The organism is Gemmatimonadota bacterium, from assembly GCA_026702745.1.
Taxonomy (GTDB): Bacteria; JAAXHH01; JAAXHH01; order JAAXHH01; family JAAXHH01; genus JAAXHH01.
Genome location: JAPPBT010000034.1, coordinates 34,858 through 57,276, shown reverse-complemented (window position 1 = coordinate 57,276; position 22,419 = coordinate 34,858). Strand labels below are relative to the sequence as shown.

22 protein-coding genes and 1 pseudogene are annotated in these 22,419 nt (G+C 63.4%); 7 read left to right on the top strand and 16 right to left on the bottom strand.

Annotation, left to right across the window (positions count from 1 at the left end; translation table 11 throughout):
- Positions 1 to 607: 607 nt before the first annotated feature.
- The 13 genes from OXH56_06215 to OXH56_06155 form a co-directional block, all read right to left on the bottom strand.
- Positions 608 to 1,294, bottom strand: a complete 687-nt coding sequence (locus OXH56_06215) for a class I SAM-dependent methyltransferase (GenBank protein ID MCY3554901.1) — start codon at positions 1,292 to 1,294, stop codon at positions 608 to 610.
- Between the two features lie 54 nt (positions 1,295 to 1,348).
- Complete coding sequence (locus OXH56_06210) at positions 1,349 to 2,701, bottom strand: hypothetical protein (protein ID MCY3554900.1); 1,353 nt, start codon at positions 2,699 to 2,701, stop codon at positions 1,349 to 1,351.
- 12 nt (positions 2,702 to 2,713) lie between these two features.
- Positions 2,714 to 3,832 carry a hypothetical protein gene (locus OXH56_06205; GenBank protein ID MCY3554899.1) on the bottom strand — a complete coding sequence of 373 codons (1,119 nt, stop codon included), beginning with the start codon at positions 3,830 to 3,832 and terminating at the stop codon, positions 2,714 to 2,716.
- A gap of 94 nt (positions 3,833 to 3,926) precedes the next feature.
- Positions 3,927 to 4,403 carry a hypothetical protein gene (locus OXH56_06200; protein MCY3554898.1) on the bottom strand — a complete coding sequence of 159 codons (477 nt, stop codon included), beginning with the start codon at positions 4,401 to 4,403 and terminating at the stop codon, positions 3,927 to 3,929.
- A complete protein-coding gene (locus OXH56_06195) occupies positions 4,390 to 4,635 on the bottom strand; it encodes a hypothetical protein (GenBank protein MCY3554897.1) in 246 nt (81 codons plus the stop codon). The genes OXH56_06200 and OXH56_06195 overlap by 14 nt, the downstream gene beginning before the upstream one ends.
- Positions 4,632 to 5,495: a phosphoadenylyl-sulfate reductase gene (locus tag OXH56_06190; GenBank protein MCY3554896.1), complete on the bottom strand. Its 864-nt coding sequence runs from the start codon at positions 5,493 to 5,495 to the stop codon at positions 4,632 to 4,634. Before OXH56_06190 ends, OXH56_06195 begins: the two co-directional genes overlap by 4 nt.
- A complete protein-coding gene (locus OXH56_06185; protein MCY3554895.1) occupies positions 5,492 to 7,147 on the bottom strand; it encodes a nitrite/sulfite reductase in 1,656 nt (551 codons plus the stop codon). The genes OXH56_06190 and OXH56_06185 overlap by 4 nt, the downstream gene beginning before the upstream one ends.
- A gap of 518 nt (positions 7,148 to 7,665) precedes the next feature.
- Positions 7,666 to 9,111 carry an amino acid permease gene (locus OXH56_06180; GenBank protein MCY3554894.1) on the bottom strand — a complete coding sequence of 482 codons (1,446 nt, stop codon included), beginning with the start codon at positions 9,109 to 9,111 and terminating at the stop codon, positions 7,666 to 7,668.
- A 201-nt stretch (positions 9,112 to 9,312) separates the two neighbouring features.
- Complete coding sequence (locus OXH56_06175; protein ID MCY3554893.1) at positions 9,313 to 10,209, bottom strand: amidohydrolase family protein; 897 nt, start codon at positions 10,207 to 10,209, stop codon at positions 9,313 to 9,315.
- A 14-nt stretch (positions 10,210 to 10,223) separates the two neighbouring features.
- Positions 10,224 to 10,595: a clan AA aspartic protease gene (locus OXH56_06170; protein MCY3554892.1), complete on the bottom strand. Its 372-nt coding sequence runs from the start codon at positions 10,593 to 10,595 to the stop codon at positions 10,224 to 10,226.
- Positions 10,596 to 10,807: 212 nt separating this feature from the next.
- Positions 10,808 to 11,653 (bottom strand): amidohydrolase family protein, encoded by an 846-nt coding sequence (locus OXH56_06165; protein ID MCY3554891.1) that lies wholly within the window; start codon positions 11,651 to 11,653, stop codon positions 10,808 to 10,810.
- A gap of 48 nt (positions 11,654 to 11,701) precedes the next feature.
- Positions 11,702 to 12,463, bottom strand: a complete 762-nt coding sequence (locus tag OXH56_06160) for a TIM barrel protein (protein MCY3554890.1) — start codon at positions 12,461 to 12,463, stop codon at positions 11,702 to 11,704.
- 107 nt (positions 12,464 to 12,570) lie between these two features.
- Complete coding sequence (locus OXH56_06155) at positions 12,571 to 13,374, bottom strand: phytanoyl-CoA dioxygenase family protein (protein ID MCY3554889.1); 804 nt, start codon at positions 13,372 to 13,374, stop codon at positions 12,571 to 12,573.
- A gap of 244 nt (positions 13,375 to 13,618) precedes the next feature.
- Here OXH56_06155 and OXH56_06150 point away from each other — a divergent pair.
- The 3 genes and pseudogenes from OXH56_06150 (at position 13,619) to OXH56_06140 (ending at position 15,842) form a co-directional block, all read left to right on the top strand.
- A pseudogene (locus OXH56_06150) lies at positions 13,619 to 13,840 on the top strand (type II toxin-antitoxin system Phd/YefM family antitoxin).
- A gap of 115 nt (positions 13,841 to 13,955) precedes the next feature.
- Complete coding sequence (locus OXH56_06145; protein MCY3554888.1) at positions 13,956 to 14,393, top strand: type II toxin-antitoxin system VapC family toxin; 438 nt, start codon at positions 13,956 to 13,958, stop codon at positions 14,391 to 14,393.
- A gap of 33 nt (positions 14,394 to 14,426) precedes the next feature.
- On the top strand, positions 14,427 to 15,842 hold the full coding sequence (locus tag OXH56_06140; GenBank protein MCY3554887.1) for a hypothetical protein: 1,416 nt from the start codon (positions 14,427 to 14,429) through the stop codon (positions 15,840 to 15,842).
- Positions 15,843 to 15,960: 118 nt separating this feature from the next.
- Here OXH56_06140 and OXH56_06135 read toward each other — a convergent pair whose 3' ends face one another.
- Entirely contained in the window at positions 15,961 to 17,190 is a 1,230-nt protein-coding gene (locus OXH56_06135; GenBank protein MCY3554886.1) for an MFS transporter, read from the bottom strand.
- Between the two features lie 223 nt (positions 17,191 to 17,413).
- Between OXH56_06135 and OXH56_06130 the strand changes: the two genes are divergently transcribed.
- The 4 genes from OXH56_06130 (at position 17,414) to OXH56_06115 (ending at position 20,638) form a co-directional block, all read left to right on the top strand.
- On the top strand, positions 17,414 to 18,274 hold the full coding sequence (locus OXH56_06130; protein MCY3554885.1) for a PIG-L family deacetylase: 861 nt from the start codon (positions 17,414 to 17,416) through the stop codon (positions 18,272 to 18,274).
- Between the two features lie 43 nt (positions 18,275 to 18,317).
- A complete protein-coding gene (locus OXH56_06125; protein ID MCY3554884.1) occupies positions 18,318 to 18,638 on the top strand; it encodes an L-rhamnose mutarotase in 321 nt (106 codons plus the stop codon).
- Positions 18,639 to 18,725: 87 nt separating this feature from the next.
- Entirely contained in the window at positions 18,726 to 19,805 is a 1,080-nt protein-coding gene (locus OXH56_06120) for a hypothetical protein (GenBank protein ID MCY3554883.1), read from the top strand.
- Positions 19,802 to 20,638 (top strand): sugar phosphate isomerase/epimerase, encoded by an 837-nt coding sequence (locus OXH56_06115; GenBank protein MCY3554882.1) that lies wholly within the window; start codon positions 19,802 to 19,804, stop codon positions 20,636 to 20,638. The genes OXH56_06120 and OXH56_06115 overlap by 4 nt, the downstream gene beginning before the upstream one ends.
- A 29-nt stretch (positions 20,639 to 20,667) precedes the next feature.
- On the opposite strand, the gene OXH56_06110 is transcribed toward OXH56_06115, so the two are convergent.
- Together OXH56_06110 and OXH56_06105 are read right to left on the bottom strand one after the other, a co-directional pair.
- Positions 20,668 to 21,414, bottom strand: coding sequence for a site-specific DNA-methyltransferase (locus tag OXH56_06110; protein ID MCY3554881.1), 747 nt, complete (start codon positions 21,412 to 21,414; stop codon positions 20,668 to 20,670).
- A 39-nt stretch (positions 21,415 to 21,453) separates the two neighbouring features.
- Entirely contained in the window at positions 21,454 to 22,338 is an 885-nt protein-coding gene (locus OXH56_06105; protein ID MCY3554880.1) for a hypothetical protein, read from the bottom strand.
- Between the last annotated feature and the right edge of the window lie 81 nt (positions 22,339 to 22,419).

Below are 22,419 nucleotides of genomic sequence, written 5' to 3'. Positions count from 1 at the left end.
GAGAGGCTGTCGAAGTCATAGGCGCCTTTGGCGGCATCGGTGATCGTCGTCTGGCCGTGCACGTTCAGTGCTGCCATGGAAAGGATGAGGAGGCCGAGGAGCGTTCTCAGGGCGAAACGGTACAGGTGGCGACGTGGCATGATGAGCTCCTTTGCAGTAGTTGCTGTGGTTGTGTGATTGCGCTGAAGGCGCGACGTTAACGCATGAATGAAAGGGATGATCGCTGACACGACAGATCCGGCGCGAACCGCCGGGTGTGCCGGGCCTACGTCTCGCGACGTTTGATCCGGATGTGAGGCTGAAGAGAAAAAGGGCATGAAAAATCCCCGTGCCGTGGGTGGATCAGAAGTAGCACGGGGACGCTTGATGGTCCGCGGGGTGCGGGTCCGCTTGAGGGACGCGAGGGTATCCTGATGCGTTGTCGTTACGCCCGTTAAATGGGCATGACGATTACACTATACAGGTGTTTTGTAGATATGTCAAGCGGGTTACGAAAAAAAGTTTGTTCATGTTTCCAGCTTTTAGGCTTCGATGCCAAATACAACCTCAATGATGCTTGCCATGCGCCTGCGACGTCTGAGCATTCCGGGGATGCTGGAAATACCTGCTACAGCCGCCTTGCCGACATGCACGCCATCTTTCCTCGTCGTAGTCCACACCTGAAATCGACAAATCCCAATCTGGAAAGCAGGCCCTGGTGCGTTTCGACTGGTAATCTCCGGGGTCGCTCGGGGTCGTCTTTCTCGAAAGGAACCACGAAATCCGCGTTGACCAGGATCCCGCCGGGTGCCAGGAGTCCGTAGGCTGGCCGGTAGACGGCTTCGAGGGCGTCGACGCCGCCGAGATCGTGTAGGGTCTGAAGGGTGAAGATGGCGTCGAAGGGACTGAGCCCGCAGGTCCAGCCGTCGCCTCTCAGGTCGGCTTGAATCAGGCGTGAGTCTTGGTGGCCAGATTCTTCGAGCAGTTCGTCTACGTGTAAGACCAGTGCCGGCTCGACCTCGATCCCCGTGTATTCGACGGAACTTATCTTTCCCGACTCCGACCCATCGAAAAACGCACTTAGCACAGTGTGGACTAGTCCACCTGCGCCAACACCAAGTTCCAGCAGCCGGATCATTGCGAGATGATCGCTCCCGGGCGATTCCACCTGGTGATGTTCGCGCCACTCACCCCGCCATCCGACGAGCGTCCGTACGACGCAATCCGCCATTGCCGCCCGCTCGGGCCATCTTCGGTCCAGGTCCTTCGTCCACGCATCGATGTAGTCCGGTCCCGTGAAATCGGACAGCGCCATCTTCTCGCTCCCTGGTCGGTCCGCAACTGCTTCCGCTGCGCCGCACCGGCCTCCCTAGTCCGTCCGCGTCGGCTTGCGACTGTGACTGAAGGAATCGAGCCGGGGCGTATCGGGCGGCCAGTACACCGCTTCGTTGGACTCCTGCCAGGGGTTGCCGCACATGTTGGTGAGGATGTGCCACTCGGCCGCGCCGATATCGGGGTCGGGATGGAAGAGGAAGCGCTTGAGTCCGGCTTCCCGGGAGGCGTTCAGGATACCGGCCAGGTCCCGGGCCGGCATGGCGTCGCCCGCGTGGGGCGCGCGCCCCGTGGAGACCCAGCAGATGCACTTGTCCGTATCTCCGATGGCCTCCAGGGCGCGGCGGGTCTCCCCGTACACGATGGTGGAGAAGAACTCCTCGGGAAATCCCATTTCCATGTCCATCAGGGTGCGTACGCCCGGCAGGTCGATGCCGAAGAGCAGCTTCACCACGTCGAAGGCGTCTTCCTCGGTAAGCGACGGGTTCCACTTCCGCAGCCGCTGCACCCAGCGGGAGACCGTCCCGTACATGCCGTCGAAGCCCCGGTGCCAGTAGTAGTGCTTGGGGAAGATGAAGTCGAACCAGGACGCCATGGCGTGGTAGTCCTGGCAGGTCAGCGAGGAGAAGGCCGCCGTGCGGGGGATGCCGCCGAGCTCCACCTTCCGGTTGAGCTTGCCGACTTGTTCGGCGATGGCGGCCATGTGTCCGAGGGCCGTCTCCCGGCGGGCGCGGAGCCAGTAGAGGGCGTCCTCGTTGATGTCGAAGAGCTGCATGCCCGCCAGCATGCCGCCCGGCGCGCGGTAACGCACCTCGGCCGGGGTGAGCTGGTGAAACCGGTCCCAGAGGTGTTCGATGCCGCGCTGCAGACGGTCCATATCGTACCCCAGGGCGGCGAAGCGCGTGTCCTCGCCGGGTCGGATCTCGAAGAGTTCACCCCCGTGGTGGAAGGCGAGTTCGTAGTGCTGCTCCCCCGGTCCGTCGATGAGGAAGCCATGGGCCTGGGGCAGGGCGTTCATGGCGTCCTGGACCGTCGCGGCGTGGCCGATCACGCCGTATGGATCTTCCTCCACGGGACGCTGGCCCCCGCCCAGACCAGCGCCGAAGGTGATGATGTGCCAGCCCCGCTCCCTGGCGTCATCGAGCATTGCGGCGAAGAGGCGTTTCTTTTCAGGGTCGCGCGGTCCCTCCACGGGCGGATCGACGCCGAAGGACCGGTACACGGCGGGATCGCTTTCGAAAACCGGCATCCTCGTGCCGTCCTCCCGTTCGAAGTGGAGATAGCCCACCACGATGCCGGTGACGCCCCCGTCCTGCCACGCGTCGAAGATCCGCTTGTAGTCGGTAATGTACCGTTCGAGGGGGTTATGGACGAATATCCAGGCTTCCATTTCGGTCTCCTTTTACGAGGTCAGCAGCCGGCACAGATGGGGAATGAACAGCCGGTTGTCGGCCGCGACGTAGATCAGTTCGCCCCCCATGCGGCTGAAACTCTTGCCCATGCGGTTGTAGTAGGCCGGGTCGTCCATGGGCGGCTCCCCGGCGTTCCAGTCCCAGTCCTCCTCCGTGAGGTCGTTCACCGCGATGAAGGGCCGCACGGGTCCGAGCCCGTCCTGCCGCCGCAGGTTGTTGGCGATCGAGACGGATTTTTCGAAGACCTGGGGCGCCATGATCGAGGAACCGACGGACAGGAACGCGCCGCCGTCGATGCGCGAGACGCCCTCGGCGAAGACCTGGAAATCGATCATCCCGCCCCGCCCGTACGCGGCGCCCGCTGTGCCGCTGGCCAGGGGATGTGTATATACGATGTCGTACCCGATACCGGGATGCACGGTGAGCGGCACGCCCAGACGACAGGCGTTCCCGGTCAATGAATGTTGCTTGTGGGGATGTTCGACGGCGTGGCGGCCCGGTGCGATACCATGCCGCACGATCATCTGCAGGAGGTCGGCGCGGGCGGGCATGGCCTCGTCGTCCACGGGATCGGCGGACCAGTCCGCGAGCGCCTGCCGAAGTGCGGCCGGATCGGGAATATGGTACCCGTCCTCGACGATCATCCGACCCACCGACTCCCCGTACCCCATGCCGCCCGCCGTGCCGGTCAGTACGGCCAGCGCCGTATGCCGGCCGGTCTCGTCCCACGTGCCGAAACGTCCTAGGGCGACATGGCCGCGCACGTCCTCCTCGGACCTTCCGTGGAACGCGTATTCCCAGTCGTGGATCACGCCCGCGCCGTTGGTGGCCAGGTGGGTGACCCAGCCGTCTTCCATCATGCGCGTGACCACGGGGGCGAGCCCGTTCTTCACGAGGTGCGCCCCGTAGGCCAGCATGACGGAAGCGCCCCTGGAACGGGCCGCGCGCATGCGGTCCGCTATCGTCCCGATCTGGCTGGTCTGGCGGGATGTAGCCGGGGGCAGCTGACCATCGGGATCGACGCGAATGTCGTCGATATGATGCTTGCTTTCCCGGTCCGCCAGCGATTCAACCTGCACCCTGCGGCCATCGATGCGCGGGTAGCCCATGGGCATCCGTTCCGGAGAAATGATGCATGGAGGAGAGGATCGATCGCCTGCCTGAAGGCTAATATACGGCCGGGGCGGGTCGCGCCAACGTTTTTCAGATACCGATCTCGACGTTCTTGACCGACACGCCCCGGCGGGTGATCTCGAGGTCGACCCGGCACGCTTCCGTGTCGATGAGGAGCCGGTAGGCGCCCGGCGTACCCGGGGCGAAGGAAACGGTGTCGATGACCTGGCCCTTGAGGGCGGCCAGGGCTTCGTTGGTCTCCGCGACGGCCTGCTTGACGGCCGCTCCCCTGGGGGTGCCGTTGAACAGCCGTAGGAGCCGCTTCTCGGCCACGGCGCTCTGGCGTCGTCGCACGCGGCCGGACTGCAGGGTGAGTTCGAGAACGTTCTCGAGGCTGGGGACGTTTTCCGGGGAAACCTGTCCCGTTTCGATGTCCCGCCGCAGGGCGAGGTAGGGGATCCTGGCATCCTCGTCCGGCAGGGACGCGGTGAATCCGTCCAGCTCTTCCAGCAGCAGTTCCCGGTCCTGTTCGTCAAGCCTCGGGACGCCGCCGTCACGACCCGGCACGGTTGTCCCTTTCGACCGCTCCGCCGCACACCACGGGCTGCGTGCGCCGTCTTTCGCGTACCGCGGGCGGTGTGCACCGTCTATCCCGTTCCACGGGTCGCGGTGACAACAAGGTGTCGTTTGCGGAAAACCCCGCGGCCAGGAAGGATTCCTCGGCCCCGCCGAGCCGCCAGGCGGATTCACGGACGATCCTGCGCAACAACCGCAGGTAGAGGATGGCCGCACCACTCATTTTTCCACCTCCTCCGCCACCAGCGCTTCCATCTCGTGCTCGAAGCCGCCGGTCTCCACCGGGCAGTGCATGCCGCATTCCTTGGGCGCGTTCTTCTCCCACCACCAACGCCCCGCGCGCGAGTCTTCGCCGGGCTTCGTGACCCGCGTGCACGGCATGCAGCCGATGCTGGTATAGCCCTGTTCGTAGAGGGGATGCTTCGGGATGTCATAAAGCTCGATGTAGTCCCAGACCTCTTCCTCGGTCCAGTCCGCCAGGGGGCTGATCTTCGCCAGTCCGCCGTGGTCGTGGTCGATCTCGATTTTGCGGATGTTCGCCCGGCTGGCCCACTGGTCGCGCCGCAGCCCGGTGAACCACCCGTCCAGGCCCTCGAGTGCGCGCCGGATCGGCTCGACCTTGCGCACGTTGCAGCATTTGAAGCGCGATTCCACGGACTTGTAGAACAGGTTCACGCCGTGGGCGCCCACCATGTTCTCCACCTGGAGCAGGTCGGGGAAATACACCTGGATGTCGATTTCGTAATGGTCCCGGACCCGGTCGATGAAGTCGTAAGTCTCCTGGTGCAGCCGTCCCGTGTCCACCGTGAACACGTGGATGTTCGGATCGATCTGCCAGGCCATGTCCAGCAGGACCATCCCCTCCGCCTGGAAGCTCGTACACAGTCCGGCGCGCCGGCCCCAGCGGTCCAGGGCCCATTCGATCACGGCTTCAGGGGATTCCCCGTCGAACTCGATGGCCAATTGACCGGCTTCAAACTCATCCAGGAAGTCGCGGCCGGGGTGGTCCGGGCGCTCCAGGTGGGCCGGGTGGTCGGGGTGTTCCGGGTGGTCCAGGTGTTCCGGGCGGTCCATGGTGCTCATTCCTCTCCTGTGACAGTCGCGGCGACTTCGATTCCGGTGGCAATCGCGGTCAACTCGTCGTCGCTGTGGCGGTGAAAGAACTTCTGTATGGTCTCGTCGTCCGTTTTCTGATCCAGGTAAGCGCCGAACAGCCGTTCGGTATAGAGATGAACGAACTCCGCGGGCACGCGTCGGAGCACGGGCTGGCCGATGGCGGCCTGTCCGCTCAGTCCGCCGCGGAGGAACAGGTCGTATCCCCGCAGCCGCTCGCCGCCCTCGCCCCGCTCGCGGAGCGTCGTGGCCTGAAACCCGATATCGCCGATCCAGTGGTGAGCGCAGGCGTGGGGACAGCCGTCCAGGTTCAGCCGCAGGCCCTTCGCCCGGTCGCCGAAGACCCGCTCCATGTGTTCCACGATTTCCGCCATCTTGGTCTTGGTCTCCCCGACCGAGTAGTTGCAGAAGGGCTCGCCCGTGCACGCGATGCTGGTACCGCGCAGGTCGTTGACCTCCATGGGAAAGCCGATACCGGCCACCGCAGTGGTGACCGATACGAGCTTGTCTCCGGGAATGTCCGTGAGGATGACGTTCTGGCGGCGGGTCAGCCGGAATTCGCCCCCGTATTCGTCGGCCAGGTCGGCCAGCTGGATCATCTGCGTGCCGGTGCACAGTCCCAGGAACACGGGAAAACCGGCGTAGTACAGTCCTTCCTGCACCTGTTCGTGTATGCCCGTGTGGTCGTGCTCCACCTCGGGCGGCGCGGGTGCCTCGCCATCGTCCAGCCGGTATCCCAGCCGGGTTTCCACGCGCTCGCGGTAGGCTTCGACGCCCAGGTCGGCGACCATGAACTTCAGCCGGGCCTTCACGCGGGACATGCGGTACTTGAGGTCTTCCTTCCACACGTCGATGATGGCGCGCAGTACCGGGATCACGTCGTCCACGGGCACGAAGACGCCCAGGTCGCTCGACAGCCGCGGCCAGGTGGACAGCCCGCCGCCGATGCGTACGGCGAATCCGGGGTTGCCCGCCTGCATGATCCCAATCAGGCTGATGCAGTTGATCTCGGGCGCGTTGCACTGGTGGGGGCAGCATGAGATGGTGATCTTGTGCTTGCGAGGGAGGTCGCAGTAATCTGGGTTCCCGTAGAAGAAATCGGCGACTGCCTCGATGACCGGACGGGCATTGAAAAGTTCGTCGGCGGCCAGTCCAGCCACGGGGCAGCCCGTGATGTTCCGCACGGTGTCGCCGCATCCTCCGCTCGTGGACAGCCCCGCGCCGTTCAGCGTTTCGAAGATCCGGGGCAGGTCGTTCAGCTTCATGCCGTGGAGTTGGATGTTCTGGCGCGTGGTCAGCTCGCCGTAGTCGCCGCCGAAATCCTGGGACACCCGGCCGATGGTGCGCAGCTTGTGTGGCGTCAACTGTCCGCCCGGCAGCTTGACCCGCATCATGAAGTGGCCCACCTTGGGCTTGTCGTGATACAGCCCGTACCACTGCAGGCGCACCACGTCCTCCTCCGATATCTCCTCGTAGCCCTGGTCGATCAGTTCCGGCAGGTCGTTGATGACCTCCATGGGCGCCTTCTCGTGCTTGAGCCGCTCCACGTAGTTGCGCTTCCGGACCAGGTCCCAGGTGGGTTCCGGTTGTTCGCGCCGAGGTCTTCGGACCGCTTTTGCCATTTATCTTCCCATTTCTGGTGCGTCTTGCAGATGTGTCTTCCAGATGTGTCTGCCAGGTACGTCTGGCCACGGATTCGTTGAGAACGAAGTCCCAGTATACCGGGCTCGAAATGGGGTGTCAACATAAAAAATCACAATCTTGATCAAAATAGTAAATATTAGCGATCTGGCATGGCGAAAGTGTTTGGTATACGAGATCCGGGTTGCCAAATCATACTGATTCGATTAGCAGGTCAAATTCCGTTATAGCCGGATGGGAACCGGCCGCGTTAGAGGATCTCAAAAAGGGCACTTCAGGTGAATGGAGGGATTATCGATGACCGACTATCTGAATCACGAAGGAAGGATAAGTCGGCTTGAGGGGATTATCGAACAGATCGACAAGAGATTGGGAACGATTGAAAGGGTGGGCTTAACGCTACTCGCGGTCCTGTTGGCCGGCGTTGCTACGATTCTGGTTAAACTGTGGTCACTGTGAGTAATGAATCGGGAGGTCGCCGGGACCAAAACTATCAGAATCAACGGTCGTTACCGGAGCCTTCAGGCGATCCTTCAGGCGATCCTTCACCCGATTCATCACCGGACTCTTCGTTTCGCCTGTTCCGCATCCACAGCCAGTACGCCGGGATGCCCAACGAGGTGATGGTCAGCCCGATCAGGGTATTTCCGGGGTCGCTTATGACGATGGACACGAAGAAGATCACGCCGATGAGCACGAAGATCGCGGGTGTGACGGGATACCCGAGGGTGCGGTAGGGCCGGGGCACGTCGGGACGGGTGCGCCGGAATATGAACACGCTGAAGGTGGTCGTGATGTAGAAGAGCCACAGGGAGCCGGTCCGCGCCGCGATAATGGCGCCCCAGTCGCCCAGGAAAATGATATTGAGGATGCCCACAGCGGCCAGGAACACGACGGCGTTGGCCGGCGTACGGTAGCGCGGGTGGACGCGGGCTACCCATGAGAAGAACATCTTCTCGCGGGCCATGGCGAAGAAGACGCGCGGTCCGGTGAGCATGCCGGCGTTCACGGTACCGAAGGTGGAGATCATGGCGGTCGCGGCGATGAAAGCCGCTCCGATCGGTCCGACGAGGGATTGCATGGTCTCGGATGCGACGCGTTCGCTTTCTGCGACGCCCTCGTTGGAAAGCACCAGCAGGTAGGCGCTGTTCACGAGCAGGTAGACGACGGTGGTGATGGCGAGACCCAGTATGATGGACAGGGGCACCCAGCGTCTCGGGTTCTTGATCTCCTCCGCCACGTAGGTCGACCCGTCCCACCCGTCGTAGGCGCCGAAGGACGCCATCATGCCGAGGCTGACCAGGCTGAGGAACCCGATGGTGAGGGTAGAGTCGGAAGGCCAGACCGGTTGGAAGTTACTCGTGTCCGGCGTGATCCCGAAGGCCAGCGCGACCATGAGGAGCAACCCGCCTACCTTCAGGAAGGAAGACAGGTTCTGGACGAGACCGCCGAACCGCACGCCCACGTAATTGATGAAGGCCAGTATGATCAGGGCGATAATCGCCACGCCCCGCATAGCCCAGTCCGGGTATGGACTGAACTGGCTGACGAAATAACCCAGGTAGGTGGCGAATACGAGGGAGATGGCCGCCAGGTCGCAGGGACGTATGACCAGGAGCGACGTCCACCCGAAGAGAAAACCCCACAGTCGCCCGTAGGCTTCCTTCAGGAATACGTACACGCCGCCTGAACGCGGCATGAGGCCGCCCAGTTCGGCGAAAGTCACCGCGCCGCAGAAGGCCATGAAGGCGCAGATGACCCAGACCAGGAGGTTCCAGCCGGAAGTACCCACGTATCCGGCCACGATGGCGGGACCCGCGAAGATGCCGGAACCGATGATCCCGCCGATGATCACGGTCGTCGCCGTGACCGGTCCCAGGTCCCGCTTGAGTTCGGTCTCTTCCCCGAAGGAATCGGATCGGGCGTCCCTCTGAGCATCGCTCATGGCTGCCTCGAACGAGATTTTCCGGATGGATTGTTAAACGGAGATGTGCTTAATGTGGTCTTTATTTCGCTGCGTGTAAATGATTAATCGCGCGATCTGGTAATCAGGCCATTACAGCACGCCGTCCCCAGGCATCCAACTCGGCGCCGACCTAGGCCGGCCATCTTGCTGTGGTGATCATGCGATCATCGCATCCGGGGTTCAGCTCCCATCCGCGATGCCCAGCCCGATGATCCGGTCGGCATTGCGCCAGAGGATCTTCTCGCACACATCGGGGGCGATGTGCCCCTCGTCCCGCCGGGCGCGAAGCCATTCGATATGCTGGAAATCAAGCTCGGCGTCCGTATGATCGAGCCCGAGCAACAGGCGGTCCTGGAATTCGTCCAGGAACTCGTAGGTGAAGGCCGGGTCGCGGGTCAGGGCATTGAAGCCGGAGCCCGCCGACAGGTCGCCGCACAGGTTGGGATAGGTCCTGAACAGCCGGAGCAAGGTTCCGCCGGGCGCGACCGGCGTATTGGGATAACCTTCCTTCCGGTCGGCCGTCAGGTCGCCGCTGATCTCGCTCCAGAAGGAGGCGCTGTGGCCGAAGAAGCGCAGGTCCGGGAACCGCTGCAGGGCTTTCTCGAAACGTGGAAAACCCAGTTCGTCGATCAGTCCGTACGTGATGACTTCCGGCGGCGAGGTGTGAAAGGTCACGGGCAGACCCAGGTCCTCGCACGCGGCGAAGAGGTTCCAGAGCCGGGGATCGTCCCAGAACACCCGGCAGGTCAATTCCCCCACGCCCTTTGCCCCGCGGGCCACGTACTGGTCCAGCACATCGCGGAACGCGTCCACGCTATCCAGGTCGTAGCGGCGCACGTCGAAATCGCAGAAGGGGATGAACCGCCCGGGGTAGAGCCGGCAGATGTCGAAGACCTCGCCCATGCTCTGGGGTTCCCCGATCACCTCGGCGGACGTGAGCGGCAGGATCACCGCCTTGTCGATCCCTTTCTCGTCCATGCGCCGGACCTGCTGCTCGGCCGACATCATGGACAGGTCACTGTTGCGTTTCTTCAGCACCGGCCAGCGGAAGACGTGGGCGTGAATGTCGATGACCATGATGGTCCTTTTGCTTACGCTACGGTCTTCAGGCGGACGGACGGGAGTTTCTTCAAACGTTGATTGACCGGATCCACTTCAACGCCCGCGGATTCCAGCGCGGTCACACCGAGCAGCGGTTCGGCGCCTGGTTCACCGAAGATTACCGTACCCCCGATTTTCTCGCCCATCAATTCGAGCATGGCCACGGTGACGTCCACCGAGATTTCGCTGCCGTCCGCCAGCTCATAGACGCGAGTTGCTTCTGACTTCAAACCGATACTTTCTAGATACGGACCGGGGACGAGGGAGTCGGTGGCGCCTGTGTCTACAAGAAACAGTCCCTCCCAGTACTTCCTTGCATCCGCGGGGTTGGTAATCCTGACCTTGGCATGGGTCGCACCCATTTTCGTGACTCCTTCCGGGAATGCCCGACGTGTTTCGTACAACTGTTCCCGGGAACGCCTGGCATCTGATAAGACGATCCCGAACATGCCAGCCGTACCCGATTTATCACGATGTTAATTGAAATAGTCGAGATTACGGGTCGCCGGTATCGAGTTTTATTTGAAAATGTGCTTTAATCTTTGAGAATTATCACTGGCCTTTGTGCGCTCAGTCACCCTAGCCCCCACACCTCCGCTGCCGTACCCCCCAGCAATCGGTCTTTCTGATCGTCGGTCAGGAAGTCGTACCCCTCCCGGACCAGCCGCAGCTCGTCGGCCAGCGAAAGCCAGTTGTGCTTCACCCGGTGATGGCCCGGGTACCCGGTGCCCCACATGGCCCGTTCCACCCCGAAGGCGTCCAGGAGCGCGCGGATGAAAGGGTGCACGTCGCAGAAGGGGAAGGGCTCCCTCGACCGCCCCTTCACGTCCGATATCTTCACGAACATCCGCTCGTGCCGGGCGAGGTCGAGAATGGGCTGAAAAACCTCCATCCCGGTTTCCGGATCGGGATATCCCATGTGGTCGATGATCAGCGTCATGTCCGGATGGCGCCGGGCAATCTCGTCGACCTGAGGCGCGTCCCATGGCTTCATGTGGAACTGGACCATCGCGTCGCGCGCGGCGAGTTCCTCCCACATGGCCCGGTTGTCTTCTTTCACGAGAATCTGCTCGTCCGGATAGTAGAAGGGGTGGAAACGGAAACCGACCAGCCCCCGGTCTTCCATCCAGTACCGGACCAGCTCCGCGTTCCCTCCGGTATTCTGCGGGTCGATCAGGCCGTGCCCCACGAACCGGTCCGGAAACCTGGCCACGGAATCGGACATGTACCCGTTGTCCCACGTCGACCACGACGTCTGCACCAGCACGCTTACGTCCACGCCGTTGGCGTCCATGTCCTCGATCAACTCGTCGGCCGTGCCAGGTTCGTCCGGTTCCGCCGTCCACGTTGGTGCGGTGGGCCCCACCGGGTACCGGGGCGGGTCAATCTCCCAGACGTGTACGTGGGTGTCGACGAGCATGGAGCGCGTCCTTTCAGGTGTTACGGCAGTTTAAGGTGCATCAGACTATCACACATTGCACGTATCATAGGCCGCCTGCATCGCCGCCAGCGGGTCGCCCAGGGGTACGAATTCGTGGCCGACGAATCCCGTGTAACCGGTCTCGGCGATGGCGCGCATGACGGGCGGGTAGAAGATCTCCTGGGTCTCGTCGAGGTCATTCCGGCCGGGGTTGCCCGCCGTGTGGAAGTGGCCGATGTGCGCGATGTGGTCCCGGATGGTCCGGATCAGGTCGCCTTCCATGATTTGCATGTGGTAGATGTCGTAGAGCAGCTTGACGCGCGGCGAACCGACCCCTTCGCAGACGGACACGCCCCAGTCCGTGTAATCGCACTGGTAGTCCGGGTGGTTCACCTTGCTGTTGAGCAGTTCCATGCACAGGGTCACGCCCTTCTCCTCGGCCGCCTTCGCGACGCGCAGCAGGCCCTCGATGCAGTTGTCGCGGCCTTCGTCGTCGGACTTGCCCTCCCGGTTGCCCGAGAAGCAGATCAGGCCGGGGATGCCGTACGCGACGGCCTGGTCCATGCTGGCCAGCAGTTCGTCCTCGATACGGTCGTGGTTCTCCCGCTTGTTCAACCCGTCGGGCAGGGAAGCGTGGCCCACGACGATGGCGATGTCCATGCCCGCGTAGCGCACCTGGTCCCAGTGCTCCTCCGGCAGCATCTCGACGGACGCGTAGCCCATACGCGCCGCTTCCCGGATGAGCGATTCCGGGGTTAAGCCGCCACGGTTGAAACAGCCGAAACAGATGGACTGCCTGATGTTGCTCATTTGAGTCTCCTGTCAGATTTGGCGCGCGTTACCGCCCGGGTTGGCCGCCCGGCCTGTCCTGTGTCGTCTTCCGTCACCCGTACGAACCATGCTCCAGAAACCCGCCGTCACCCGTACGCGCCATGCTCCAGGAACCCGAACAGGCGTTTCTGCCGGGGATCGGCGTCCCGGTACACGTGCTCGGGCATGGTGTAGTCGATGAAGGGAAAGTATTTATGGCCAATGACGCGCCGCGCGTAGGTGATCTGGGTGATGTACCGCGTGCGGTCACTCCGGTTCGGCCCGCCCCGGTGCCAGACCTGGTTGTTGAACATAGTGACGCTGCCCGCCGGGCCGAGGTTGTAGTGGATCCGGTCCTCCCACTCGGTGCCCTCCAGCGAATCGGGACAGGGACGGCCGAAGAGGTGGGAACCCGGGATGACTTCCGTGCCGCCGTGTTCGGGTTCGGTGACGTCGGTGAGATAGTAGTTGCAGGTGAAGAAGAGGACCGGAAGGCGGATGTTGTCCGGAGGGTCTCCGTTCGTCACCAGGAAATGCGGCGCGTCGTCCTGGTGCCACCGGAAGGAACCGCCGGGACGCGTCTTAAAGGAGTTGTTGTGGATGACGTGGCAGTTCTCGGCCACCAATGCCTCGGCGAAGCTGACGATGGGCTCGAGGTCGAAGAGGCGGCGGTTCGTCTCGCTGAACTCGAACATGCGGTGGCACAGCGCCATGTGCTCGCTGACCGAATTGAGCCCATTCGGGTTCTCCCGCAGGCCGAAGTCCAGGTCCTCGCGCAGGGCTTCGCACCAGTCGGGCGGCAGCACATTCTCCAAAAAGAGGAATCCCTGGCGGTTGAACGTATCGACCCATTCCTGGACCAGCGCCGGTCCGGCGACTTTGCCACCCAGGGAGATTGTGCCGGTGGTCATGCCGTTTCCGATTTTGGTGTTTAAGGTCACGTACAAAGCAAGTGTGTTCCAGCGTACGTAGCATCGAATAAAACCCGGCGGAAAGGTCAAGGCAAGAGATAAGTCCGACTGAACGGCATTGGAAGATGATCGTCCGATGGGCCGGTTTTTCTTGACATTCTCAAAATAACTAGTTATCTGACTAGTTAGATTATCGTTCTTCGATCCAAATGGGAACGTCGATCTTAGAACAGGCCACGGTATCATGGGCAGGGAATGGCAGGTCCAGGAAGCGAAGGCGAAGTTCAGCGAACTCCTCGAAACGAGCCGGGAGGAGGGTCCTCAGGTTGTGACCAAGCGGGGCGTGAAAACGGCCGTCCTGGTTTCCATCGAAACGTGGGAACGGATGGAGCGGTCAGCCCGGCTCGGCCTGAAGGACCTGCTGCTGTCGCCGGAAGCGCGCACCGAGTCCCTGACGCCGCTGCGTGAACGGCGTCCATCGCGCGGGGCGGCAAGCCCTGCAAACGTGGCGGACCCTGCAAACCCTGCAGATCCTGCAAATCCTGCAAATCCTGCAGACCCGGAATGATCCGGAATGACCCATGTATCTACTGGATACCGAAGTCGTATCGGAACTGCGCAGGAGCCAGCCGCACCAGGATGCGCTGGAGTGGTTTATGGGACTGGCCCCGGACCAGGTCTACCTTTCCGCCGTGACCGTGGGCGAGATTCAGACGGGTATCGAGTTCGCCCGGGCGAAGGATGCTTCCCGGGCGGCGGAACTGGAGTCCTGGATGGGAAAACTGATGGATTCCCAACGTGTCCTTCCCATGGATCCGGCGGTCTTCCGCGTGTGGGGAAAGCTTCTTTACCGCCGATGGGACGTCCGCATGACCGACGCCATGATCGCCGCGACGGCCGTGGTGCACCGGCTGACCGTGGTCACCGGTGATCCGGAATCCTATGACCGGCTCGGCGTCGAAACGCTGAATCCATACGAGAAGGGCCCTGCCGTCCAGAGGAGCGCCGGCCGTGTATGACGTGGACGCCATCCAGAGGAGCGCCGGGCATGTATGACGTGGACGCCGTTAAGAGGAACGCTCGCCATGTATGACGTGGACGCCGTCGCCGCCTTCGACCGGGAGAACGTAGCAGACATCAAGGCCCGCCAGAACCGGATCAACGAGGACGGACGCGCAGCCGGGCTGAAGATCACGGACGTGCGCACCTGGCGCGTGTTGATGCCGTGGCGGGGCACGAAGCGATGGGACGGGTCCGCAGAGGGGTTCTCATTCGCCGAATTCGAAACAGACCAGGGCCTGGTGGGCGTAGCCGAAGGTTTGTCCAGCGAGGCCGACGCGCTGCGTTCCCGGGTCCTGGGTAAAAACCCCTTCGAACCGGAGATCCGGGGGCTGATGGGCCTGGCCTACTGGGACCTGGCCGGCAAGGTCGCCGGCAAGCCCCTCTTCCGGTACCTGCGGGATGTTTTCGAACTCGATTCGCCCGTGGTCACGAAGATCCCCATCGCAGCCTATACCTGGTACCGTTTCCCCGATGTCAACGGCGAGCACGAGGTGACCTTCGATACCTATCCACAGCACGTGAAGTCGCTCATGGAGGACGAGACCTTCCGCATTATCAAGCTGTCCATGTGCGATTTCGAGCCCCATCGTTACGTCGAGCTCGTCCACAACATCCGGGACGAGGCCGGCTTCGACGTGGACATCCGCGTCGATCCCCACGCGTCGTGGAGCGAGAGCGAAGCCCTGCGGTTCATGCAGGGGGTGGAGGACTGCCGGATCGAGTGGATCGAGGAACCCGTCGGCGGCCGGTTCGAGAACATCTTCCGCGCCGGCCACCGCCTGCGGCTCATGAGCAGCATCCCCATATCGTCCCATGCCTGGCTGCCGCCGCTCCGCAGGGATGCGGCGCCCCGTCCCTACGGCACCTACGTTTCCGGCCGTTACGGCGACGAGACGCTGGACCAGCCGCTGGACCTGGACGTCATGCGCCGCCACGTGGCCGCCGACGTGACCGCGCCGGACGCCTACGCGGGGCCGCTGGCCCTCAAGCGGTACTACGACACCGCCCGGTTCATGGGCATGGAACTGGGCATGCACAGCGCCTACGAACTGGGACCGGGCACGGCCATACGCCTCCACGTCGCTGCCTTCGCCTTCCCCTACACCATTCCGTACCACATCGTGCACGGCAACGGGACCATGCCCATGTCGCTCCACGGCCTGGACGCCCACTACAACCAGTGGGTCGGCGACATCATCAAGGGCGGCAAGATGCCTTACGAGGACGGGTGCCTCCGCGTTCCCGAGGGACCCGGGCTTGGCGTGGAACTCGACCAAGACCTGCTGGACGAGTACCGATGGACCGAGGAGATGCAGGCTCTGCACACTCGCCACATCGAGGCGATCCGGGCGAACCATCTCGACCGGCTGGGCTGGCGCAAGGACCGGCTGGGCTGGCTGCGGTAAACGAGCCGCGCCACCAGGCCGCCCGCGCCGCCTCGCTCACCGCATCACCAGGCCGGCCGCCAGTCGTCCACGCGCAGCCAAGGTCGACTGCACCGCCCGCCGCCAACGCGGCCGCATCTCAGTCCTTCCGCAATCCACCCACTCTCCATAGCACGCTGACTACTCCCAGGCTGGCGATCCCACCGCAGATCGTGAGGGCCAGGGGCGCGCCCGCGACCGCGGCCAGTCCGCCGACGAGCAGGCGGCCGGGCGGACCGCCGCCGATGGCGAGGACGAGGAGGCCCATGACCCGGGGCCGCATGGCGTCGCTGGACGTGCGGAGGACGATGGAGGACTGCATGATGCCGAACCCGGTCTGCCCGACGCCCACCAGGATCAGCATCATGAGCGAAAGCGGGAAGGACGTCGACAGGGCGAAGACCAGCGTGGCCAGGGCGTTGACCAGGGAGCTGATGGTGAAGACCAGGCCGTCGCGGTAGTGTTGGCCCAGCCGGTCGATGAGGGCGATGCCGAGGATGGAGCCGATGCCGGTGCCCGCGCCGAGGATGCCCAGTTCCAGGGGGCCGAGGAAGAGGACGTCGCGGACGAAGACGGGCAACAGGACCTGGTAGGAGAAGGCGAAGGCGTTCATGATGAAGGTAATCATCAGCACGCCCGAGATCCTGGGATGCCGGCGTGAATAACGGTAGCCGAGGAGCAGGTCCTTCATTGGGCCGAGCCGGCCCTTCTTCCGGCCCTTCCGGTCCGTAGCGGCGGAAAGCCGGACGATCACGACGATCTGGACGACCTGCAGGAGGAAGAGGGCCAGGAAACCGCCCTTCGTCCCGGCGAACTCGAGCAGGATACCGCTCATGAGCGGCCCGATCAGCCGGGAGATGTTCTGGGGCACCGTCTCCAGCACCATGGCGTCCGTCGTCCGGTCCTTGCCCACCAGGTCCGGGATGAGCGCCCGGCGGCAGGACCAGTCATAGGCGCTGCCCAGGCCGATCAGGACGGATCCGAGGACGACGTGCCAGAAGGCCAGGTGGCCAAGCAGGGCGAGGACCCAGAAGAGACCGTTGACAAAGCAGTTGATGAACTGGGCGTTGACGATGAGCCACCGGTAGCTCACGTACCGGACCACTGTGCTGAAGAAGGGACCGAAGAGCATGAACGGCGCCATGCGGCAGAAGCTGACCAGCGCCACCATGCCGGCCGAGTCGGTCAGTTCCAGCACGACCCAGCCGACGATCAGTTCATCCATCCAGCGCGTCTGCCACCAGATGCTGCTGGATATCCAGAGGTTACGGAAATCGGGGATGGAAAGCAGGCGGGCCGCTTTCCAGCGTGAGCCGAGCCGGACGAACATGGACGCCCTGTGGAAAATCCTGTTGACGGGCAGGTGGGACCATCTATATTCCGATTTATCTTAAGCGATCGGCACCACCGATAACCGGATCTCCTCGTCTGCCGACCATTCGATCCGCCGGTGATTCTGGGACAAGTAAGCCTTTCTATCGGCCACAGTCAAGCGTTCCGCATACCCTATCGAACGCCGTGATCACACCTGCTCGAAACAGGGGAGTGTCGTTATGAGCGACGGGCTTCGCATCCTGTCCATCGGTGCGCATCCGGCGGACATATTTGACCAGTCGGGCGGCGCCATGGCCCATCACACCGCCCGCGGCGACTGGGTGGGATGCGTCGTGCTGACCCACGGCGCCCGCGTGCACGACAAGGTCATCAGCGACGACTTGTTCCACGCGGAAGAGGTGCCGGACGGGGACTCCCTGAAGCAAATGATGGCGGAACGGTCCGACGTGAAGGCGGAAGAGGTGAAATCGGCGTGCCGCGCCCTCGGCGTGGAGGACGTCTATTTCATGGGCGCGGACGATGCCGTGTTCCTGCCCGACCGGCCGATCGTGCGCCAGCTCGCCAGCCTGCTGCGGGAACTGAAGCCGGATATCATCCTCACCCATTTCCCCGACGAGGGCGGCGGCACCTGGAACCCCCACGCCGTGGCCGGCCGCATCGTGATGCTCGCCATGGGCCTGGCCGGTTCCGTCGATCCGGGCGACCGGCGTCCGCCCCACCAGGTGGCCCAGGTGTTCTACTGGGGCTGCGGCGGTGCGAGCCTGCCCAGGAACGTCTGGGACGCCCGCGGCGGGTATTACAACGACGTATTCATCGACATCACGGACGTGGTCGACAAGAAACTGGCCGCGCTGGACGCCCTGGTGAGCCAGGGCTACGGCGGCGCCTACGCGCGCAAGCGCATCGAGACGTCCGACGGGGCCTTCGGAAGCGCGGGCCACGTCGCCTACGCCGAGGGTTTCATTTCGCTCAATGCCGAAACCCACTACTACTTCCCCGTCTCGTCCTACGCCCTCGAACGGGCGCGCAGGTCGGACCACGAGAACATCGAGAAAGTCAGTTACAAGTACGAAGCGTGACAGAACAGGCCTGTAGCAGGCAGGAAGCGCGAAGGAGACAACCATGCAGCGGGTGGGATTCATTCTCAAAGTCAAGGAAGACATGATCGAAGGCTACAAGAAGCACCACCGGGAGGTCTGGCCCGAGATGCTGGAGGCATTGCAAGACGCGGGCTGGCGTAATTACTCGCTGTTTATGCGCGAGGACGGACTGCTCTTCGGTTACTGCGAGACCCCGGATTTCGAGAAGGCGCTGGCCAGGATGGCGGAGACGGACGTCAACGCGCGCTGGCAGGAGTTCATGGCACCGTATTTCGAAAACCTCGGCGGCAAGCACGCCGACGAGAACATGGTGCCGCTGGAGCAGGTTTTCTACCTGGAATGATTTTCTACCTGGAATGCCAGGTTTCTACCCGAAATAAAAGTAAAGCGCGCCCCCCGCGCGCAGGGTAATAAGGTAAAACTAGACCACTTGGACACCACCACCCTCGATACGCCCGTCCTGACGCAAGACGAAAAGCGGCTGATCCGGGACATCACCGATTCACTGAAGGAATGCAGGAATCCGGACGCCGCGCACCTCGACCAGGCGATTTGCGAGTCCATCGCCCGGTTGAGCGACCTGGCCAGGGTCATGAACGCCTATCCCTCCCTGTTGGAAAGCCAGTCCCTCGGCCAGCAGCGGCGGGATGCCGCTTCCCTCATCGAGGCGTTGTCCAACGCCACGCTCTTCACCGTCGACATGCTGCTTCCCATGCGGGCAGCGGTCGGGCAGGTGTACGTCATGGCGCGTCTAAACCTGTTCCGTCTCCTGCACCAGGTTGCCCAGGAAGCGCTGGGCGGCCGGGACGAATTCACGGTCGTGGAAGACGCCATCGGCGCCCGGATCAGCCAGAGCATACACAACAAGGTGATCGAATCGCTGCTGATCGCCATCGTCTGCGACGACAGCTTGGGCCGCGCGGTCCGCACCAAGGCGGCCACCGCCCTGACCCACCTCTGGGAGGACCGGTTCTCCCGCCGGATCGAAGCCTTCCTGCCCGTTCTCGAGACCACCTGGGAAGCCCGGCGGCAGACCACCGTGCAGCTGGGTACCCTCATGGGGGTTTCCGAGGTATTCGCCCTGATGCGCGCGGGTGGCGACATCCGGTTCCTCGACTATTTCTCCAGGAAGACCTGTCCGCCGGAGGAACTGCAGGCCTTTCGCGAGTTCCTCTTCAGCGTGTCCACCGAGGAACTCGAATCCCTGAGCGAGAAAATGATCGAGGGTCGGCAAAGGGAGTCTTATCCGGGCGTCGATACCACCCTTTCCCTGTCGCCCACCTATCTCTATAACCATACGGCCACCGACTTTGTTACCCAGCTCTACCTGTTCTTCGTCAAGCGCCACCTCGAAGCCCACGCGCGGCGGATAAGAAACCTGCCCGGTCCCAAGCGCACGGCCGAAGAATACGTCATGGTCTATTTCCTGGAACAGTCCTGCTCGATGGACGGCGACCGGACCGACACCGCTGGCGACCGGGCCGACAGAAGAAAGGACGACACGCAGTGATCAAGCTCGGTTGCATGTCCTTGAGTTACGGCCACGCCATTTCCGAAGGCCGCATGGACCTGTTCGACTTCATCGACCTCGCCCGCGAAATGGGACTCGACGGGATCGACATCCATACCCGGGCGCTGGAATCGGAAGACGACGCGTACCTGCGGGACGTCCGCATGCGGTGCCTGCAGCGGGGGCTTGCCATCTCCTACCTGGGCATCAGCAACAACTTCGGGAAGCCGCCCGGGGAGATCGCCGCCGAAATCCAGATGGTCAAGCACTGGATCGACGTGGCCGCGCGGCTGAACGTGCCCCTGGTCCGGATCTTCGCGGCCTGGGACCGGGAGGACACGCCCGCGCGCGTCACCTGGTCCCGTATGATCTACGGCATCTCCGAGGTGGTGGATCACGGGGCCGCCCGGGGCGTGGCCGTCGGGCTTCACAACCACAATCACGGCTGCGTGACCCGCACCGGCGACGACGTCGTACGCATCCTGAACCAGGTGGATCGTCCCACGTTCACCCATATCCTCGACACGGGTCAGTACGCGGGCTCGCCGGGCGCTTCGGGCAGCAGGGGCAACCCGGACCCTGCCTACGATTTCTACGGCAGCATGGAGAAGAGCGCGCCGTACGCCGCGCACGTGCGGGCGAAGTTCTACCGCGTCCAGTCCGGCGAGGAGGAGTGGCTGGACTATCCCCGCATTCTGGAGATCCTGAAGCAGGTCGGTTACAATGGCTGGATGTCGGTCGTCTACGAAGGGCAGGACGTCGAGGCCGAAGAGGTCGCGGTACCCAAGGCCGTCGCCTACCTGCGGCGCCTGCTGGCCGATCACGGCATGTGAGGCGCCTACCTGCGGCGCCTGCTGGCCGATCACGGCATGTGAGGCTGCGAGAGTAGCGAAGTGATGTGCCGGCAGGAATCGGGGTTCAGTTCCACGGAAATGCTGCGGCGCCCCAGCGCGCGGGCGGCCAGTGCGATGGTGCCCTGCCCGGCAAAGGGGTCCAGGACCGTATCGCCCGCGTATGACCAGAGGCGGATCAGGCGCCTGTAGGGATGTTCGAGGTTATCGTCGGGCGTCCAGACGGCCTGGCGGCCCGCTCGCCATTCATCCCCGGGTACTTCGCTTTCCTCCAACACGCCAGGTAGCGGCGCTTCGGATTCGCCCGGCTTCCGGTATACCAGTATGGTCTCGGCGTGCACCTTGGGCCGGCATCGGAGCGGCATCCGGGCATCCGCCGGTTCCTCCCGCACCGCCTTCCCCGGTTCAAACCAGTACCAGGTGGCCTCGTACTGAAATCCCGCATCCTGGAGACTGCGGTGCGTATCCGCCGCAAGGGCGACCGGTTCATCCCGCCAGAGCAGGTCGGCGATCCAGACGATCATCGCCCTGCCGGGCATGAGGCACCGGTAACATTGCGCCCAAACCTCGGAGAGCGAGGCCAGGAAGTCCGGATAGGTCTGGCCGAAACCGATCTGGTCCGGGTGGCCGTAGTCGCCGCTCTCCCACCAGGGTGGACAGGTCAGGACCATGCCGGCGCACCGGTCGGGAATCGGGTCCATACGGCGCGCGTCGCCCAGCCAGAGCTGGACCTGGTCGTCATCGTGGAAGAGTCGCATAATGGGAAGTAAGGGATGGCGGCGGCCGGTACAGCCGTATCAGGCTTCGGGCCAGATTTCGGCCAGGGCGCTCGAAATGATCACGGGACTGGGGCCGTCCACCCGGAAGCACTCCTCCGCCGAAAGGGCTTCGTCCATGAGCACGCCCGTCATGGACCGGGGCCAGCCGAACCACCGGTAGACCGCCTTCTCGTCGACGGCCCCGGCGGACTCCACGGCACCCACGAGCAGGCTGCGCATGGCATGACGGCGGGTCATGGAAAGGGCTTCCCTCGCCGTCTCGTCGGGCACCCACCGATTCGTCAGTTCCCATACGCACGAGGCCGCGTCATGGACGTTCTTTCCAGGCCGTCCGGACCGTCCGGGTACGATCAACCACAGCTTCTCGAGTTCCAGCAACGCCTTGCGGAAGGTCCGCCCGTCCATGCGGGTGGAACAGGCAAGCCGGTCCCGTAGCGCCCGGCCCGTGGCCGGCCCGTCCCGTTCGATGCAGTCGGCAAGGCGGAACGCCGCCGGGGAGATCCGGTTGCGCTCCCGGGCGCCCTGGAAACCCTCCCCTTCCATGGCCAGCAGGGCCGCCCAGTGCTTCCGGGCGACCAGCGTGGGCTTGCGCTTCACGAAGGTGCCGAACAGGCAGGGCACGGCTTCGGGCAGGTCGCTCAGCCAGATGCTCGCGATGCCCTGTCCCGTGCTGATCCGGTTACCGTTGCCGTCAAGGCCGGTCCTGCCGTCTATGGCCTCCTGGATACTGGGAAGTTCGGTGCCGGAGTATACCGAGACGAAACATCGTTCCAGGATGAACTCGCCGGCCTGTTTCCTGCTCTTCAGGCGGTGTGACGGGGACAGGCGGTGGCTTTCGGTCACGCGCCCGCGGACGCCGTCGGGCAGCAAGGGAAACAGTTTCGACTTGGTGAGTATGGACATGTACTGCGCTTTCTGCGGGTCACGCGGCGGTCTGCGGCTTACGCGGCGGTCTGCGCGGCCAGGGCCGCTATACGTCGGTTA